The 17,245-nt window shown below is 68.3% G+C and carries 19 protein-coding genes; 4 read left to right on the plus strand and 15 right to left on the minus strand.

Annotated elements, in window-relative coordinates; all coding sequences use genetic code 11:
- The first annotated feature begins 15 nt into the window (after positions 1-15).
- Positions 16-1,086 (plus strand): MSMEG_0565 family glycosyltransferase, encoded by a 1,071-nt coding sequence (locus BJ992_RS15620; protein WP_184981641.1) that lies wholly within the window; start codon positions 16-18, stop codon positions 1,084-1,086.
- Here BJ992_RS15620 and BJ992_RS15625 read toward each other — a convergent pair whose 3' ends face one another.
- From BJ992_RS15625 to BJ992_RS15650, 6 genes are all read right to left on the minus strand, one after another.
- On the minus strand, positions 1,087-1,842 hold the full coding sequence (locus BJ992_RS15625; protein WP_184981643.1) for a maleylpyruvate isomerase family mycothiol-dependent enzyme: 756 nt from the start codon (positions 1,840-1,842) through the stop codon (positions 1,087-1,089).
- Between the two features lie 175 nt (positions 1,843-2,017).
- Positions 2,018-2,389, minus strand: coding sequence for an MmcQ/YjbR family DNA-binding protein (locus tag BJ992_RS15630; RefSeq protein ID WP_343072680.1), 372 nt, complete (start codon positions 2,387-2,389; stop codon positions 2,018-2,020).
- 82 nt (positions 2,390-2,471) lie between these two features.
- Positions 2,472-3,779, minus strand: coding sequence for an aspartate aminotransferase family protein (locus tag BJ992_RS15635; protein WP_184981645.1), 1,308 nt, complete (start codon positions 3,777-3,779; stop codon positions 2,472-2,474).
- A 388-nt stretch (positions 3,780-4,167) separates the two neighbouring features.
- On the minus strand, positions 4,168-4,977 hold the full coding sequence (locus BJ992_RS15640; RefSeq protein ID WP_221474828.1) for a hypothetical protein: 810 nt from the start codon (positions 4,975-4,977) through the stop codon (positions 4,168-4,170).
- A gap of 270 nt (positions 4,978-5,247) precedes the next feature.
- Entirely contained in the window at positions 5,248-6,102 is an 855-nt protein-coding gene (locus tag BJ992_RS15645; protein WP_184981649.1) for a hypothetical protein, read from the minus strand.
- Positions 6,103-6,222: 120 nt separating this feature from the next.
- A complete protein-coding gene (locus tag BJ992_RS15650; protein ID WP_184981651.1) occupies positions 6,223-7,494 on the minus strand; it encodes an NsdA family TPR-like regulatory protein in 1,272 nt (423 codons plus the stop codon).
- A gap of 169 nt (positions 7,495-7,663) precedes the next feature.
- Here BJ992_RS15650 and BJ992_RS15655 point away from each other — a divergent pair, with 169 nt between their 5' ends.
- The gene (locus tag BJ992_RS15655) at positions 7,664-8,119 is read left to right on the plus strand and encodes an ATP-binding protein (RefSeq protein ID WP_184981653.1); all 456 of its coding nucleotides are present in this window, start codon (positions 7,664-7,666) and stop codon (positions 8,117-8,119) included.
- Between the two features lie 3 nt (positions 8,120-8,122).
- A complete protein-coding gene (locus BJ992_RS15660) occupies positions 8,123-8,386 on the plus strand; it encodes a DUF4411 family protein (protein ID WP_184981655.1) in 264 nt (87 codons plus the stop codon).
- 78 nt (positions 8,387-8,464) lie between these two features.
- Here the strand turns inward: BJ992_RS15660 and tgmC are convergent, their stop codons facing one another.
- The 6 genes from tgmC to BJ992_RS15690 all read right to left on the minus strand — a co-directional run bounded on the left by tgmC (position 8,465) and on the right by BJ992_RS15690 (position 13,526).
- Entirely contained in the window at positions 8,465-9,670 is a 1,206-nt protein-coding gene (tgmC, locus tag BJ992_RS15665; RefSeq protein WP_184981657.1) for an ATP-grasp peptide maturase system methyltransferase, read from the minus strand.
- Positions 9,667-10,644, minus strand: coding sequence for an ATP-grasp ribosomal peptide maturase (gene tgmB / locus BJ992_RS15670; RefSeq protein WP_184981659.1), 978 nt, complete (start codon positions 10,642-10,644; stop codon positions 9,667-9,669). The genes tgmC and tgmB overlap by 4 nt, the downstream gene beginning before the upstream one ends.
- A 5-nt stretch (positions 10,645-10,649) precedes the next feature.
- Positions 10,650-10,916 carry a putative ATP-grasp-modified RiPP gene (locus BJ992_RS15675; protein WP_184981661.1) on the minus strand — a complete coding sequence of 89 codons (267 nt, stop codon included), beginning with the start codon at positions 10,914-10,916 and terminating at the stop codon, positions 10,650-10,652.
- A 154-nt stretch (positions 10,917-11,070) separates the two neighbouring features.
- Positions 11,071-12,297 (minus strand): M20 family metallopeptidase, encoded by a 1,227-nt coding sequence (locus tag BJ992_RS15680; RefSeq protein WP_184981663.1) that lies wholly within the window; start codon positions 12,295-12,297, stop codon positions 11,071-11,073.
- A complete protein-coding gene (locus BJ992_RS15685; protein WP_246496657.1) occupies positions 12,294-13,052 on the minus strand; it encodes a helix-turn-helix domain-containing protein in 759 nt (252 codons plus the stop codon). Before BJ992_RS15685 ends, BJ992_RS15680 begins: the two co-directional genes overlap by 4 nt.
- A 186-nt stretch (positions 13,053-13,238) precedes the next feature.
- Positions 13,239-13,526, minus strand: a complete 288-nt coding sequence (locus BJ992_RS15690; protein WP_184981667.1) for a hypothetical protein — start codon at positions 13,524-13,526, stop codon at positions 13,239-13,241.
- Positions 13,527-13,915: 389 nt separating this feature from the next.
- On the opposite strand from BJ992_RS15690, the gene BJ992_RS15695 reads away from it, so the two are divergent.
- Positions 13,916-14,509: a GIY-YIG nuclease family protein gene (locus tag BJ992_RS15695; RefSeq protein WP_184981669.1), complete on the plus strand. Its 594-nt coding sequence runs from the start codon at positions 13,916-13,918 to the stop codon at positions 14,507-14,509.
- Positions 14,510-14,529: 20 nt separating this feature from the next.
- Here the strand turns inward: BJ992_RS15695 and BJ992_RS15700 are convergent, their stop codons facing one another.
- From BJ992_RS15700 to BJ992_RS34295, 3 genes are all read right to left on the minus strand, one after another.
- Complete coding sequence (locus BJ992_RS15700; protein WP_246496659.1) at positions 14,530-14,955, minus strand: methyltransferase family protein; 426 nt, start codon at positions 14,953-14,955, stop codon at positions 14,530-14,532.
- 686 nt (positions 14,956-15,641) lie between these two features.
- A complete protein-coding gene (locus BJ992_RS15705; RefSeq protein ID WP_184981673.1) occupies positions 15,642-16,223 on the minus strand; it encodes a dihydrofolate reductase family protein in 582 nt (193 codons plus the stop codon).
- 65 nt (positions 16,224-16,288) lie between these two features.
- On the minus strand, positions 16,289-17,128 hold the full coding sequence (locus tag BJ992_RS34295; protein WP_221474831.1) for an AraC family transcriptional regulator: 840 nt from the start codon (positions 17,126-17,128) through the stop codon (positions 16,289-16,291).
- Between the last annotated feature and the right edge of the window lie 117 nt (positions 17,129-17,245).

Here is a 17,245-nt window from a genome sequence, read left to right on the forward strand (position 1 = left end):
TCCAGGGGGCCACCGGTGAGGATCGCGCTGCTGACGTACTCGACCAAGCCGCGCGGCGGCGTCGTGCACACCCTCAGCCTCGCCGAGGCCCTGGCCGCCGCCGGACAGGACGTGACGGTCTGGACGCTGGCCCGCGGCGGCGACGGCGGCTTCTTCCGCGCCGTCGACCCGGCCGTACGGCAGGTCATCGTGCCGTTCCGCGACATCCCCGGCGAAAGCGTCGGCGACCGCGTGCTGCGCTCCATCGCCGCCATGCGCGCCGCGTTCCGTCCCGACGGCTACGACGTCGTGCACGCGCAGGACTGCATCACCGCCAACGCCGCCGACGACTGCGTGCGCACCGTCCACCACATCGACCACTTCACCACCCCCGAACTGGTCGCCTGCCACGAACGCGCCATCTCCCGGCCGCACACCCACATCTGCGTCTCCACCGCCGTGGCCCGTGAACTGGCCGCCGGCTGGGACATCGCCGCCACCGTCATCCCCAACGGCGTCGAGGCCGAGCGCTTCGCCGAAGCGGCCCGCCACCCCGACCCCCGCTGGCGTGCGCGCTTCGGCCGGTACGTCCTCACCGTCGGCGGCATCGAACCCCGCAAAGGCTCCATGGACCTCCTGGAGGCCTACGCGCTGCTCACCGGTGCCGACCCTGACCTGCGCCTCGTCATCGCCGGCGGCGAGACCCTGTTCGACTACCGCGACTACCGCGCCACCTGGGACGACCGCGCCGCCGCACTCGGCCTCGACCCCGTCGTCCTCGGCCGCGTCGGCCACGACGACCTCCCCGGCCTCGTCGCCTCCGCCGCCGTCTTCGCCTTCCCGTCCCTCAAGGAAGGCTTCGGCCTCGCCGCCATGGAGGCCCTGGCGGCAGGCGTCCCCCTGGTCACCCGCGACCTCGCCGTCTTCCGTGAGGTCTTCACCCCCGCCGCGCACTTCGCCACGACCCCCCGCGACTTCGCCGACGCCATGCACACGGCCATGACCACCCCCGACCCACCCCGCCGTACCGCCGGCCACGACCTGGCGACCCGCCACACCTGGCGAGCCGCCGCCGAACGTCACATCACGCTGTACGAGTCCCTGTGATCACTGCGTGGCGGCCACCCGCAGCGCCTGGAACTGCGCCAGCAGCGCCGGGTCCCCGGCGGTGCGGACCGCATCGCCGCCGCCGCGGTTCCACAGCCACAGCAGCAGCGGCTCGGCGTCCCCGCTGACCAGCGCGTCACCGTCGAAACCGGAGCGGGCCTCGCGCACCTCGACGCCTTTGGGGGTGGGGGCCACGGACCAGGCGTGGTGGCCGGTGGACACGATGACGGGACGCTCGTCGGGGGAGTCGAGCAGGGTGCCGTAGTCGTCGCGCCAGACGGTGCTGCCGTACCCCATGAACAGGGTCAGCATCTCCTCGACGCCGTCGAAGGCCAGGTCGGCGGAGACGGGGGAGACGGCGACACCGGCCGCCAGCTCGGCGTCCACCCGGTGGACGACGGTCTCCTGCGTCATCCGCCGGATCCAGAAACCCACCGTCTGGTCGGGTTCGTGCCAGGTGGCCGCGTGGTCCTCAGGGGAATGCGCGGCGAACTGCTCCGTCAGCGCGCCGTACATCTCGTCGAGGAGAGCCACCGACCCCGGGTGGACCGTCTCCGGCGGCCACGGGTCGGGGAACGCGCCGAGCCGGATGCACTCGGCCTTGTGCAGATAGACGTACGCGACATGCTGCGCCAGGTCGGCCGCGGTCCACTCAGGGCACGACGGCACCCGGGAGGCGAGGTCGGCCGCGCCGATGGCGGCCCGCAGCAAGGTGAACTCGTCCTCTAGGTGACGCAGAAGGCGGGAATGTTCCATGGCCCCATCGAAGCAGGTCCGCGGGCCGGTCGCCTCTTCATATCCGCCTAGGTGCGGCTACGGCGATGCCACAGGGGAGAACAGCGCCGGCGAACCGTGCGGATGCCCCGCCGGGGGCCATCACCGCGGCGACATCACTGACACGCTCGTCACCTCGGGATGTCACCGGGCCCCGTCACGCCTCGGCGTGCTCCTGGTCGTACGCGGCCCGCACGCGCTTCGGCGCCGCCATGCGCCACGCGTCGGTGACGAGCTCACGTAACTCGTCCTCGCCGAGAGCCGACAGGCGAACCACGATCCAGTGGTACCGCATGTCGCCACCCTTCGGCAGCAGGAACTTGTCCGGCTCGGCCGCGACCGCCGCTTCGCGCTCCTCCTTGGGGAACCCGCACCCCATGAGCGTCTCGTCACGGGACAACGTGCAGTACACGATGCGTCCCACATTGAACTTGACGCGATCACGCACCAGCCGCTCGACGGTGCGCGGCAACGACATGGCCACGCGCCGCACATCGGCGGCGGTGACGGGAGACTCGACCGTACTCACACCCGCGACCGTAGCCTCCCGCACCGACAGAACCGGCCGTTCACCTCGGAACGAACGCTCGGGCCGGATCCCGCCGCACGGCTCACGGCCGCTGCGGAAGCACCGCCTTGATGGCCGCCTCCAGGATGTCCACGCCGCTGTTCAGCTCGTCCTCGCTGATGGTGAGCGGCGGCGCGATCCGGAAGATGCCCCCCATCCCCGGCAACTGGACGATGTTCATGTGCAGTCCGCGTTCGAGGCAGGCCGACGTGACCGCCTTACCGAGCGCGTCCGCCGGCGCTTTGCTCTTCTTGTCCTCCACCAGCTCGACCCCCTGCAACAGCCCGCGGCCCCGCACGTCCCCCACCACCTCGTACTCGTCGCGAAGCGCCGCCAGCCGCTCGGTGAGCCCGGCGCCGAGCGTCGCGGCACGCCGCACCAGCTTCTCGCGTTCGATGACGTCGAGCACCGTCAGCGCGACGGAGGCCGCCAAGGGATCGGAGACATGGGTCGTGTAGAAGAGGAAACCCCGTTCGTGACAGACCTGCTCGATCCCGGCACTCGTGACGACCGCCGCCACCGGCAGCCCGGCCCCCAGCGTCTTCGACAACGTCAGAATGTCCGGTGTGACCCCGTCTCGCTCGAACGCGTACATCATCCCGGTACGGCCGAGCGCGGTCTGCGCCTCGTCCAGGATGAGCAGCATGCCGCGTTCCTCACACATCTCCTTGAGGCGGCGCAGATACCCGTCAGGCAGATCGATGATCCCGCCTGACGACAGAATCGGCTCGATCAGACAGGCCGCGAGACTCCCCGAAGACTGCCGATCGACCAGATCGAAGCCGTACCCGAGCTCGGCCTCCCAGTCGTACGACCCGTCGGGGTTCCGGAACGGCGACCGGTAGGCGTTCGGCGCCGGCAACGCGAGGTTCCCCGGCATCGGAGGCCCGTAGCCACGCCGTCCGGCGGAGAACGTCGCCGCCGCGGCCCCCTGCGTCATGCCGTGCCAGGACCGGTCGAACGACACGATCTCGAAGCGACCCGTGGCGAGCTTCGCCATCTTGATCGCCGCCTCGTTCGCCTCCGCTCCCGTGGTCAGCAGCACCATCTTGCCGAGCTCGGAAGGCAGAGTCGCCGTGAGCCTGCGCGCGAGCTCCACCACCGGCTCACTGAGCATGCCGCTGAACAGATGATCCAGCGAAGCGACCGCGGCCGACACCGTCGCCACGATCTCCGGATGCGCGTGCCCGAGAATCGCACTCATCTGCCCCGACGTGAAGTCGAGAATCGCTCGACCCTGCCGATCGAAGACATACGCACCAGCGGCCCGCTCGATGACCCGCGGCGTGAACGCTCCTCCGTACCGGATCAGCAACCGGTCCGCGTCATCCCAGAACGTCGTGTCGTCCATCCCCACCCTCTCCCACCGCGTGCAGACCCGCCGCCGGCTCTCCCCGACACCGTCCCCGACCGCCGGCAAGCCTCGCGACAAGCAAACGAATACACCGCATCATCCTCTTTGTCCGCATCCACCGCGACGCCGGAGCCCCCAGAACGTGACCACTCACCAAAGACCCGACCGTCCACCTCAAAGCGGAATGCTCGGCGTCCAGGTCCTCGCGCTGTGTGAGTCGTTCCCCCGGAGCCGAAGCGGTTGATGGAGGCGGCACCTCCGGCCTTCTCGGACCCCGACCGACCACATCAGAAACCCGGCCGACCACATCAGAAACCCGGCCGGTCACTTTCAGAACCTGGCCGATGACCTCAGACCCCGGCCCGGTACGCCAAGGCCCGTCCCGTCACCTCAGTGAAGAGGACACCACCTGCGGCCGTCCCGCACCGAGGAAGAAGATGCCGGGGAACCCCTTCGTCTCGAACCCGGCGCTGCGGTTGCGCCGGAACGTCGACTGCTCGATCCGCAACGTCCCCGTACGGTCGTTGCTCACGAAGAAGACGGCCCCGCCACCCTCCCGTGCCGTGTTGTCCGACACCACAGACCCCGCGATCCGCACCGTGAACCGGTTCCCATCGGTGTAGATCGCACCGCCACTACCCCCACCAGGCGTACCACCCCGCGCCGGATTGGCCCCCCGTCCGACCGCCTTGTTGTGCGTGAACACACTGTTCAACACCACCCACGACACCCCGATGCTGCTCAACGCACCCCCGTTCGAACACACCCCACCGAGCCCCGCAGCCCCCCCGAACGTACTCTTCACCACATAAACCGGCAGATCCCTCCACTGATCGAGCACCCGAACCGCAGCCCCACCCACATCAGGCCCAGTGGCGTCACATCGATTTCGAACAAAAGCCGAGTTCACCACCTTCACCCGACCCCCGCGCACGAAGATGGCCCCACCCCCGCCACCCTCGGCCCGCTCCCCGGTCGCGTTCCCGTCCGCGAACCGCATGTTCTGCACCGTGAGCTGCGGCCACTGCTGATCGTCACAGTGAGAGGTCGTCCACACCTGCGCCTTGTCGCACGTGTTCATATAAAGAATCCGCCGCTTACCCTCACCGCTCAACGTCACCTTCCCCCCACCGTCCAGCACCACCCTCTTACTGGTGTTCCGCACCTTCGCCGTCGCCTTCATCACGATCGTCACCGGCCGAACCCCACAAGAGAACCGGATCACCCCACCCTTCGCCACCGCCGCCACCACAGCCGCCGACGTACAACTCGCCGCGGTCCCGTTCCCCACCACCCGATCCGGCCGAGACGAATCCACAGCCCGACCGTCCGCCGGCACCGTGACCCGCCCCGCAGGATTCCCCGGCCCCGCCGCAACGGCCCCCTGAGCCCCCACCGGCACCAGCACACCCGCCAGACCCATGACCACCACAACGGCGACACGACGCATAAGCATCCCGCGATGCTACTGCGACACTTCAGGCACATCACCCGATTCAATCGAACTCCTCGACATTCCGGTCGATGTGCGAGGAGCGGCAGGGCTGGTGAGCTCGTGGGCCGAGCGGGCCAGCCAGATGAACATCAAAGCTGCGGTGGCCGCTGTGGCGTCGATGTAGACCTTCGCCGCGATCGCGAGCAGCGGATAGATCAGCACCAGCACCATCGGCACCACCAGCGCCGCGATGCCGTACAGGACGGTGGCCCGCTGCCAGCGGTTATCGTGCCACTGCGCTCGCAGGACCAGCACCAGCCAGATCAGGCCCGCCAGCGCGAAGATCCACGACACCTCGAGAGGGACTCGCAGACCGAAGGCGTCCAGGATGTCCATGACAGCGGCGCCACCGTAGCCTCCGATCGCCAGCACATCCCCGATCCACGCCTGATGAGCAGGCCCCAGTTCGCGACCCAGCACCGGCCGGAACAGCACCATGACCGCGCAGCTCGCCAGGTCGTGGGGCACCGTCGTCCACCAGGGCCAGGACGGCACGAACGAGGTGAGCAGCACGGTCGCCGTCGCGACGTACAATGCCGCACGCAGCCGACGTGCGGCCCGGTCGAGTTCTGCGGACGGCCCTGTCGCCGGCCCACGCAGAACCTGCCACAGTGCCCAGGCCCACAGCGCACCCGCCATGATCAGCGCACCTACGTTGGCCAACGTCGCCTCGATGCCTTGTTCCACTCGCGTGAACAGTGTCAGGTACGACAAAGCGAGGAGGTCGCCGGTGGTCAGCGCGACAACGGCGGCGATCACCACCACGACGGCATAAACAGCGGTGACGAACAGCGCTGGGACAGCTAAACGGTACGCACGGGCCATGTGACACTTCCTGGGGGATGAGTGGCGAACGGACCACTTTAGAGGCGAGCCGTCGACGCCTACATCCGCCGTTACCGTGCCGGTATCGGCTCCGGCCTGGCGCGGACCAAGCGGGCCCGGCTAGGTGAGGTGCCGGGTCAAGGCCTCTGTGGCCTCCCGGGTGCTCTTGGCGTCGATCGAGGCCAGAGTGTCGCGCACGGCGATCGTGCGGACTCTCACCCGTCCCGAGGACACTTCGCGGAGCTGTTCGAGTCCTGTCATGGCCGTGGCCGCCGCCTCGTCGGCTTCTCCTGCGTGCGCCAAGTTGTTGGCGAGGCTGAACTGCCGCACGGCGCGGTTCCTGCCATAGGACGCGCCGACATGCGCGATGGAGGCGCGGTAGTAGGAGGCCGCTGCCTTGTGGTTTCCGGCCGCCGCGTCGATTGTCGCCTGGTAGCACTCCAGCTCGGCCCGGTCGTAGAACGCGGTCCATTCGGGACGGTTGTGCATGGGGCCGTCCATCAGTCGCATCGCGTGAGCCAGCCGCGCGCGGGCCGTGGTGTGGTCTCCCATGGTTCCGTACGCGTGCGCCTCACGGCTCGCGATGATCGAGTCCAGTACCGGCGACTTGAGCGACCGCGCGTGCCGCTGCGCCGCGGCGAGGAAGTCCAGAGCGTGCCGCGGTTGATCGATGTAGTTGGCCTGGAGCGCCAGCATGGTGAGCGCCTGGGTCTTGATCTGGTCGTCGTCCAGCGTGGTGCCGATGGTGAGCGCCTCACCCCAGTACTGCCGGGCCGCCTGATGGTCGCAGGCGTCGAAGTGGACGTACGCGCATCGGTTGGCGGCGTCACCAGCCAGCCGCCGGAGCTGGAGGCCGATCGAGTCGGGGTAGCCGCTGGTCTCGATGACCCGGCGGATCCGCGCGAGGAGCCGTGCCGCCAGCGGCCGCACGTCGTCCCCGCCGTGAGCGTCCCCCATCAGCCGCAAGGCGCGCAGCTCCAGCCGCAATTGCGACACATGCTGCATTCCCACGTTTTCCGGGGGAGTGAAGGAACCAAACGCGACACCGGCCACGGTGCCGACCGTACTGGTCACGAATGTACGTCGCTTCACATCCGTTTCCTCCGTTTCACCTGATATAAGAAACACGCCGGAAGTAGTTTCACCATACGGCGGCGGCGGGAAACCGAGTTCCGCCGGGCTGAACCCGAACATGGCGTGCAGGACACGCCAGGCCCTCGGCCGGGGACGCGGCGGATCGGCGAGGCACCAGCGGCGGAACTGGCGGTCGGTCAACGCGACCTGCTCGCCGATCAGGTGCGCGGCCTGGGTGAACGCGGCCAGGAACACGGCGGGCCGCTCCCAGCCGCGATCGGCGCAGGCCTGAGCGAAGGGGGTGCACTGCCTGACCACGGATACCTCCAGTGATGTCGTCCACACAGAAAGTAGCCGACCGTAGGAAAAAGGAAAGCCCGTTCGCTCGGAAAAGACAGGCCGAATGTCAACCGAGATATCCACGCGACACACCGGCCCAGCGGTTCCCTGAGGAGGTCGAGATCCCCCACGGAAGGAAACCGGTCAAATGCGTATCTATTCCTCCGGAAGGCGGGAGGAATCAGCCGTCTTCCCCGGCGCCGAGACCTCCGCCGCCGAAGGCAGGCGATGGCTGCGGAAGATCCTCGGCGACCACCCCCGCCGCGACGACGCCGTCCTCCTCCTCTCCGAACTCCTCACCAACGCCGTCCTCCACACCACCTCCACCGAACTCCACGCCACCGTCCTGATCGACTGGGACGCCGTGATCCACCTCAAAGTCGCCGACCAGGGAGCCCCCACCTCCCCCTGCCTCTGCCGCCCCCAGCCAGACCCCCTCACCGAGTCCGGCCGTGGCATCCACCTCGTCCGCAACCTTTCCCACCGCTGGGGCTTCCTCAAGGACACCACCGGCTGCGTCGTCTGGCTAACCCTCGACCCCCACAACCCCCCCGACCCCCCCACCTCCCACCGCGCCGTCTACCAGGAGGCCCGGTGCGACTGAACCATGCCGCATCCGACCACGCGCCGCCACGGTGCGTGCCGCCGCCGTGGCCGACAAAAAGAGAACTACCTCGTCGCGCACGCACAGGCTCACGGACACATCGTTGTCACCCACGAAACGGCAGGGAACTCCAGCAAGCCCATTGAGATCCCTGACGCCTGCTCAGGTCTGGCGGTGAAGCGTGTGACCCCGTTCGAAATGCTTCGGCAGGTCAAGGCCCGCCTGGTGATGAAGACGTTCGCACATACCGACGATCTTGGCGATTGAGTTGCTTTACGCTGCCCGGGCCTTCTGTCTGATCTGCGGAACTAGCTGAATGCGGAAACGGCTGGTCGGCGCCGGGATCTAGCAACACGCGCCTGGCAACGACAGGTCCGGCATGTGTGGCTGCCGAAGGCGCTGTTTGTCGTGGGTGATGTGCAGGTGGAAGGACTCCAGGTCTGGACAGCCCGCTGAGTCATACGCGCTGAGGACGGTTTCGATCTGCTCCCATAGGTTGATCGGTCCGCTTTCCCGTACCTGCCAGGTGCCGTCCACGGGTGTGAGGGTGGCGGCTGAGCCGGTGAGGACGTCGGTCAGGTGAACCGCGCCGGCGATCGTGACCATCTGCGCGCCGGGGACGGCGCACTGTGCGAGGAATCGCAGATGGAACGCCTCAGGGGTGGCGGCGGTGATGCGTTCTGGGCCATGGGTGGCGGTGCGGGAGGTGCGCGGCAGGCTGGTGGTCCAGTGGGCCGGGTTGCCGAAGGGTGGTGCGGCGTGGGTGCGGGCGGACATGAAAGAGACGGTGCCGCCGAGCAACGGGCCCTCTGCTGTGCCGTCGGCTGCGACCGTCAGCAGGACACGCGCGTAGCCGTATAGCCAGCCGCTCAGGGTGAGCAGGATCTTTCCGCCGGGGCGGGTCTGAGCGATCAGCGCGGGTGGGACGGTGCGGAAGGAGCAGGCGGCGACGATCCGGTCGAACGGTGCTTCTGGCCAGTAGCCGTACAGCCCGTCGGCCACTGCGAGGGTGGGGGTGTAGCCGCAGTCGTACAGCGCGGACGCCGCCTGGTCGAGCCGTCTGCTGTCGACCTCGATGGAGGTCACGTCCGTGGAGCCGAGACGTTCGCAGGCCAGTGCGGTGGAGTAGCCCGTTCCCGTGCCGATCTCCAATGTCGTGTGTCCTGGCCGCACGTCGGCGTCGGCCCACATGCGTGCGACGAGGGACGGCAGGGTGGACGAGGAGGTGGGGGTGCCACCATGCCGCGTGACGGGGTGTTTCCAGTCCGGTTCGTCACCGTCGAACTGTGTGATCAAAGTGACGTCGGAGTAGGCGGCTCTCAGCCACCGGCTTCGGTCCAGTTCGGCGGTGACCGGCTCCCAGAGCGTCAGTCCTTGTTCGTCAGGGCGGTCGGCAGGCAGATAGAAGCCGGGGACGAACCGGTGCCGTGGCGCCTTTCCGGCCGCGGCCCGCCATCCGGGGTCGTCCACGGCACCCTGTGCGGCGAGCACCTCGACCATCGCCTCGCGCAGGCGCACCGCGTCGTTCTCGCCGTCGCCGTACGTGGTCACGATGCCGGCTCCTCTCCGCTGAGGACGTCGGCGAATGTCTCGGCTGTCTGATCGGCGCCGGGTAACCAGCCCCACTGACCGTTCGGGTTGCATTCAAGCCATACCCAGTGCCGGGGGTCGTTTTCTTCGCCGATGAGCGCGAAGTCGAAGCAGCCGAAGACCAGGCCGAAGCCGTCCAGGTAGCCGTGCAGCGCGACCTCGACCGACGCCGGCACGGCGATGGGTGTGTGGACGAGTTCGTTCCAGTCGCCGCGGCGCCAGTCCACGGTCCCGGCCGGTGCGGTGATCCGCTGCGCGAACAGGCGGGGGCCCGCCACGGTCACCCGCACGTCGGCGACCTTGGGTACCTCGGCCTGAAAGAGGTGCGCGGTCACCGAAAGGGAGTCGTCGAAAGTGCCAGGGTCGACACGTTGCGTCCAGATGGCTCCGGCGTGTCCGCTCTGGTCTGGAGGCAGGCCGCGGAAGGTCTTGTCAACCACGCGGCTGTGCCGGGTGGCGAACTCACGCGCGGCTTCGACATCGTTGGTGACCAGGGTCGGCGGGATCGTCAGTCCCGAGTGAACGGCGGCTTGGAGTTGCGCGGGCTTGAAGTCGGCGCGGGTGACGGCGGCGGGGTGGTTGACGTACCTCGCACCATGCAGGTCGTTCAGGACTCCGCCGAGCCCGTGCCGGGCCTCGGCGGTGGCGAAGTCGCACTGTTGCCGCGGGAGGTGAGCGAAACGAGCGGAGTACGGGGTGGGGCGACGGTGGTACACCGCCGCCACCTCCTCCAGCTCCACCTCGCGACTGGTCGTACGCAGACGTCCACGCCATGCCGGTGCCGCGGGATCGAGACAGGCGTCGAACAGCAGGCCAGGTCCGATGTCGGCCGGATCGATCCGGGCCACCGGCACAGCGCGCCGATTCAGCGCATTGATGACCATGTCGGCGGTGACGTCCTCCAGCGCGGTGACGACCAGAACGAGGGAAGCCATCGTGGTCAGTCGGACTCGTAGTCGGTGGTGTTGTCGTCCGTCGTCTGCGGCTGCGGGGTGTTCCCGTCCCCGCCACCCGACATGGAGGCCGTGTTCCTGGACCGGTTGGTGCCGTGCTCGCCCATCTCGATGGGCCGGCCCCCGTGGTCGAAGTAACGTGCTGTCTGCGTGGACGGGTCCAGCGTCACCCGCGCGTACCACGCGGGATCGACGGCGAGCCGGTCGGTGACCAGCCGCGTCCCCCACGGAGCGCCTGCCGCGTTCGTCGCCATGAGCTGACTCTCCCCTCTCCGGACCGCCGGAAGCCGATCGGCTTCCGCGCAGACCACCATCCCCCGAGAGCGTGCGGGCCGCCAGCGCGCCGGCTGGCGGCCCTTTATCGTGCGCTTGTCGTCCGGTTGTCGGCAAAGCCGGTGTTCTCGCAGGTCAGTGGTGATTGCCACGGGGTTTGAGCAGGGTGAGCAGCGCGTGGTGGTAGGTGGCCTGCACTGGTGGAATCGAGCCGAGTCGGATCCGCTCATCTGTGGCGTGCAGTCCGACGTAGTCGACACCGAACCCGGCCGTGGCCTCCACCCCCAGCCCCGCCAGGTAGTTCCCGATGTTGGACGGTCCGGCCACTTTGGCCTCGGGAGCCAGCCCGGCCTTCGCGGCGGCCCCGAGCAGCGCGCGTCCCACCTGGGAGTCCTCACCCAGCCGGTACGGCGGCCAGCGGGTGGTGATCTCCAGGGATGAGGGCCGGGTGCCGGGCCAGGCCGTGTCTACAGTCGCGACGCAGCCGCGCAGCAGATCTTCCGCGGCACGATCGTCCATCGCGGGGGTGAGGCGGATGTCCACGTTGAGCGTGCACAGGTCAGGGGTGAGCGAGAAGCCCTCACCGCCATTGATCGCCGTCACGGTCAGCTTCGCCGCCGGCGGGAATTCCGGGCCGCCACTGCCGGGTAGCTCGGCGCGGCCGAGCACGGTCACGAGGTCGGCGGCCTTGGCGATCGCCGACGGGGTGACCTTGCTGCCACCTGAGTGGCCGGCCACTCCGTGCACGTGGACGCTGGCCCGCAGCACGCCACGACCGCCGACCACGACGTGCTCGATGCCTGGGTAGCCGATCATGACGCCGTCCACCTGCCCGAGTGCGGCAGGGCCCTCGAAGTATGCTTTCGCTCCCCCGAAACCGCCGGTGTGCTCATCGACGTCCAGCAGGAGCAGTACGCCGCCGTGGAGAGCACGCCGGTCCTCGTTGAGGCGAGCGAGGACGTGCGCGAAGATCGCCGCGCCTACTTTGGAGTCGGCGCTGCCTCGGCCGTGTAGCCACCCATCGGTGATCTCGCCGGAGGACGGCGGGTAGGTCCAGGCTGCCTCGTCGCCGTAGGGGGCCGTGTCCAGGCAGGCATCGAGCACGTACCGCGGACCCGTATGGACGCCGGACACCTCGCACACCACCGCGACCGTCGTCCCTTGCGGCCCGGCCCCGGTCAGCTTGCGCGGTCGTAGGCCGTGAGCGGCCAGCCAGGCCATGGTGTGCTCCAGCACCGGCTCATACGAGTCGACACCGCCGCGGCTGGGGATGCGTACCAGTTCACGGGTCAGGGCGACCACCGCGTCGTGGTCCTCGTCGGCCATGTGCAGAGCGGCCGCGATCTCCGGCTCACCACTCATGGCCGCTCACCTGGCCCGCGCACCACCGGCAGGCCATCGATGTGCTTGCGCGTCTCGATGCGCCGGGAGGCCGCGTACGCCTGGCGACCGTGATCCAGCAACCGCACGGCTTCCGCTCTGCCCAGCCCCACGCCGGAGTCGAACGCCTCATGCGATGTCAGACTGGGGATCGGCACGACCGCCTGCCGCTCGCATGCGGTGAAGAATCGCTCCGGCGCCATCGGGTCCTCCACGATCCCCAGGTGCAGTGTCTTGACTCCGAGACTACGGTCGCCGGGATCACGGAGCTCCAGCAACCTCAGCAGGTGATCCTTGAGTATCTGGTGGTGCGGCGGCCCATACAGTACCCGGTAGCAGACCAGCGCCGGATGCCGCTCCAGCGCCGTCTCGATCGCACCGAGGTAGTTCGTGTCCCGTGCCCGCGATCCCATCACCACCAGCCACTCCCGCGCTTCGGCGACGGTGGCCACGATGGCTTGCCGCAGGCAGAGGTGACCCGCCAGCAGCCGGGGCACGCCTCGTCCGAGCCGTTCGTCCTGGTGCGCGAAGAGAACGTCGGCGGGTAACCGGTAGATGTCGCAGAGCGTTTTGCGGTGACCGACGCTAGTGGTGTGCCTACCTCGCTCCCAGCCGCTCACCATGCTCGGTGTGACACCCGAATGGCCGTTTCGGCTACGCCGATCCATCTCCTCGACGAGGTTCTCCAGTGTCCAGTTGCGCGCGAGGCGTGCTCGGCGCAGCGGCGACGGTTCCACCGTACCTCCCGCATGAATGGGCATCGGCCCTCGTCTCCTGGCCGTGCGCGGAAGAGAACGGCCGGACCGGCGATATCACCGGTCGCGGGGAGACGTGAATGATGGGGCCGGTCATGACATGTGGTCAACATACGGCACGAGGACGAGATCCTTCGTCGGTCTAGTGATTTCCGAATGTTGTTTATGTTATTTGTTCTGCTTTGCGAGGTCGCCTGGAATTTTCCGCGAACGCTTTTCATCCTGCTTCTTTGAGCTGTAGCACGGGGATGGCTTTGACGAGCTGACCTGCGCTGTGAGGGCGGCAGCGGAGTTTGCGAGGATCCGCCAGGTCTTCAGCAGTGCGTTGGCCCGCTCGCCGGGTGCGCGTAGCTTGACGCGGGAGGAGTTGGCCTGCTTTCGCCCGGCGGGTTTGTCCTTGCCGCGGTACGGCACGTGTATATGCTCACCTGCGCCGATGTAGTCCTTGTCCGCCAAGGCGGCCAGTCCTGCGGTCTGTAAGCGGCGCGGGATGCCCTAGATCCTGGCGGCGTTGATGTCGTGCACCGGCCTCGGCGAATGTCTCGCCTTTGCGTAGGCGGACCAGGACCAGCCCCCTGACCAAGCAGCAGACGGCCCGGGCGCCGACCACATGCTGGGGGCGCGTGGATGCGCTGGCCGGAAACATCGACTACTCCCTGTTGATCATCTCAGCTGTGACCAGGCCGTCGCCGACCCACTCTCTCGTAGCACTGGTCTCCGCGAGGACGAAGATCGTTGCGTACATCCCGTAGCGGGACCTTGCGCGTACTCTTCTGATTCGTGATCAAATGATCCCGAGATCGGGCAATGCAGGGCCTTGAGGGAAAAACTGGTGGGAGCTGCCTGTGACGCCGGAAGACGCCCTGCTTCGTCCTGACCGGCTTTACGGTGCCGAGGAGATCCGGGCCCGGGACTGCCCCATGCCGGCGGCGGCCGGTGTCTATGCCTGGTACTTCACGTCGCCGCCGCCCGGGGTGCCGCTCGACGGCTGCCATGAGTGGCACGGTGCCGTGCTGCTCTACGTCGGCATTTCGCCGAAAGCGCCGCCGACGAACGGACGGGCTCCGAGCCGGCAGACCATCCGCAGCCGGGTCCGGTACCACTACCGCGGCAATGCGGAGGGTTCCACCCTGCGCCTTACCCTCGGCTGTCTCCTTGCGGACGAGCTGGGGATCGGTCTGCGTCGGGTGGGCAGTGGCAAGCGCATGACCTTCGGCCACGAGGGGGAGGCCCGGCTGACTGATTGGATGGCTCGGCACGCCTATGTCGTCTGGGCCGCCGTGGCTAGCCCCTGGACGCTCGAGGCGGAGCTCATCAGGTCGTTGGTACTGCCGCTCAACCTCGACCAGAACCGCCACAGCCGCTTCCACCAGCGGCTATCCGAGATACGCACTGGACAACGGACACTCGCTCGCTCTCTACCGGTAGAGGGAGGCTGAGCTTACTCTTAGAGGGCCGGTCAGCCGCTGGATGTCCTGACCCATGGACGCAGCCGGGGCCACCAGCCGGGGACGGCCGCACGGTACTCCTCGTACTCGGCGCCGAAGCTCCGGCGCAGGGTCGGCTCCTCGTACAGCCGCACGAAGCAGAAGACCGCGACGAACGCGATGGCGGCGTACCAGAGCAACTCGGACCGGGCGAGCAGGAGCGCCTGGCCGACGATGGCCGCGAGCACTCCTACATACATGGGGTTGCGAACATGCCGGTACAGTCCGCCGACCACGAGATGCTCGGGAGGTGCGACGGGTGCGGGGGTACCGAACCCCTCGGCCACGAAGCGGACGAAGGCGTCGACCAGCACGGCGCCCCCCGCAAGGACGAGCACCACCCCGACCACCCGAAGCGGGACGGCGGCCCACGAGAGCCCTTCGGGCAGATTCGCCATCCGCCAGCGGGTGACCCACCACGGCCCGAACCCAGCCACACCGCCGGGCGCCAGGGCAAAGAACACCGCACTCCCGACGGCCGCAGGCGTCCTGCGCATGTCTCACCACATCCTTCCGCAGATAACTCATCGGACGATGAAATAATCATCGTGAGCTTACCCCGCGGACGATCGGCAGGCGAGGGGTGACCACCTTTCAGAGGGACGGCGATGGCGAGACGGACACATCACCCGTCCACGGCGTCGGCCAGCTCTTTCTGGTCGGCTGAGCGCGACGAGATGACCCCCGGGCAGGATCTCGGCCGTCGACGCCACCATGCAAGGCGACCGCGAAACCGTGGCCCGGCTTCTGCGACTGTTCAAACGAACTACGCCGATCACCACACTGGACTGAACACATCCGGCCACGTGCCCGGGCTGCTCGTCAGACGCGGAGAGCACGCACGCGCCGACGGCGGATGGCCAGGCGGGGTCGGCTCCGGTGGAACCGGCAGGTAGATGCGGCCGGGCCCTGCACGCGACCGTCGGATTCAGCGCCTTGGCTTCGTCGTGCGCTCCTGGAACTCGCCGGATCAGTACACGCTTAGGACACCGGCCAGGCAGGCACGACCGTACGTCCGGTTCCGGTCGCTGGTCCACGCCGCCACCGTTCGCAGTGAACCTCTTCGCGTGCCCGCTCGGATCGATCAACGGCGCACCTGGTAGCGCAGGTGAAGTACCCGGTTGCCCTGGATCGCCACGTCAGGATCCTCCAGCAGGTGCTGCGCGTCGACCGGCCCGAAGTAGCGCTTGCCGGATCCGAACACGACGGGCACGACGTCCATGCGCACCTCGTCGATCAGGCCCGCGGCGAGCACCTGGCCGCCGACGTCGCCGGCGGCGACCTCGACCATGCGGTCACCCGCGAGTTCCTGCGCCTTGGCGACGGCTGCCTCGACGCCGTCGACGAAGTGGAACGGCGCTTCGGGGTCCCAGTTCTCGGGCATCGGCCGGTGCGATACGACGACGACGTGGTCGATGCCGCTCGGCGGCTTCCCGTCCCAGCCGTCGGTCAGGTCGAAGACGTGGCGGCCGACGATCGTGACGGCGATCTGGTCCCAGTAGGCCCGGGTGTAGTCGTAGGACGGCTTTGACACCTTCAGCGCGCCGCTGTCGTCCAGCGGGACGTCACCGCTGGACAGCCAGTCGAACAGCGGCCCGGGCTGGTCGTTCTCGTCCGCGATGAAACCGTCCACCGACACCGAGCTGTACATGACCACCTTGCCCACGGGGCTCTCCTCTGCTTCGGGGTGCCCCAAATTAGCGTGCCGTCGGCTGTCGCTCTTGTAGGAAATCAATCGGACGGCAGGGGCCAGCCGTCCAGCGCGTGGCCGGGATGCTCGCGCAGGAACCGCCGTCGGACTTCGATGTACCGGGTCGGCGTGAGCCCGGTGAACGCTCGGAACTCGTGGCCGAAGTGGGCCTGGTCGAAGTAGCCCGCGGCACCGGCGAGGTCGCCCCAGTCGATCGGGCCGGCGGGGTCGATCGACAACACGGTGGCGGCGAAGCGGTAGGTGCGGGCCAGCCGCTTCGGTGTGACGCCGATGAGCTGCTTGAACCGCTGTGCCAGATGAGTGCTGCTGACACCGGCTGCCGCGCTCAGGTCGCCGATCGCCACCGTCCCGCCGGTCGCCGCGATGACGCTGCTCGTATGGCGGACCAGCCCCAGGCCGGCGGTCTCGGCCAGCCGTCGCATCAGTTCCTCCTCTAGCAGGGTCAGCATCTCGTGCGGTCCGGCCGCCGAGGCAAGTCGGTCTCGGAGCTCAGCAGTGGCGGGCCGACCCCAGACCTGCTCCACCGTCACCGGCCGGTCACACAGCTCTCCCGCGGGCATCGGCAGGAACGGGGCCGGCCCCCACGGCTTGAAGTGCACGCCGACGGACCGGGTGCCCGGTGGATAGCCGAACTCGAAGGCACGGGTGGGCATAGTGATCACGCAGCCGTCGGCGTACTCGGCTGTCTCGAGGTCGGTGCCGGCGCGGATGCGGAACGGCGCGCCGAGGTTGACGATGAGCAACGCCGCCGGCATCGGCGGCAGCGTCAGCCGGGCATACGGCGGCGCACCCTCCAGGTAGTAAAGGTCGTCGATGAGCCCGTCCAGCGGCGGCCGCGGCACTCTGGACACGTATTCCACGTCCGCAGTATCGCCGACAACCGGCCGTCGGCGAGGCGACGTCGGCAGAGGAGATCCGAAAGGTCCCGCACCTTGTTCCAGTGGCGCCGCCTTGCCGGTCCTGAGCGGGAAGGCGAG

This window comes from Sphaerisporangium rubeum (genome assembly GCF_014207705.1).
Classification (GTDB): domain Bacteria; phylum Actinomycetota; class Actinomycetes; order Streptosporangiales; family Streptosporangiaceae; genus Sphaerisporangium; species Sphaerisporangium rubeum.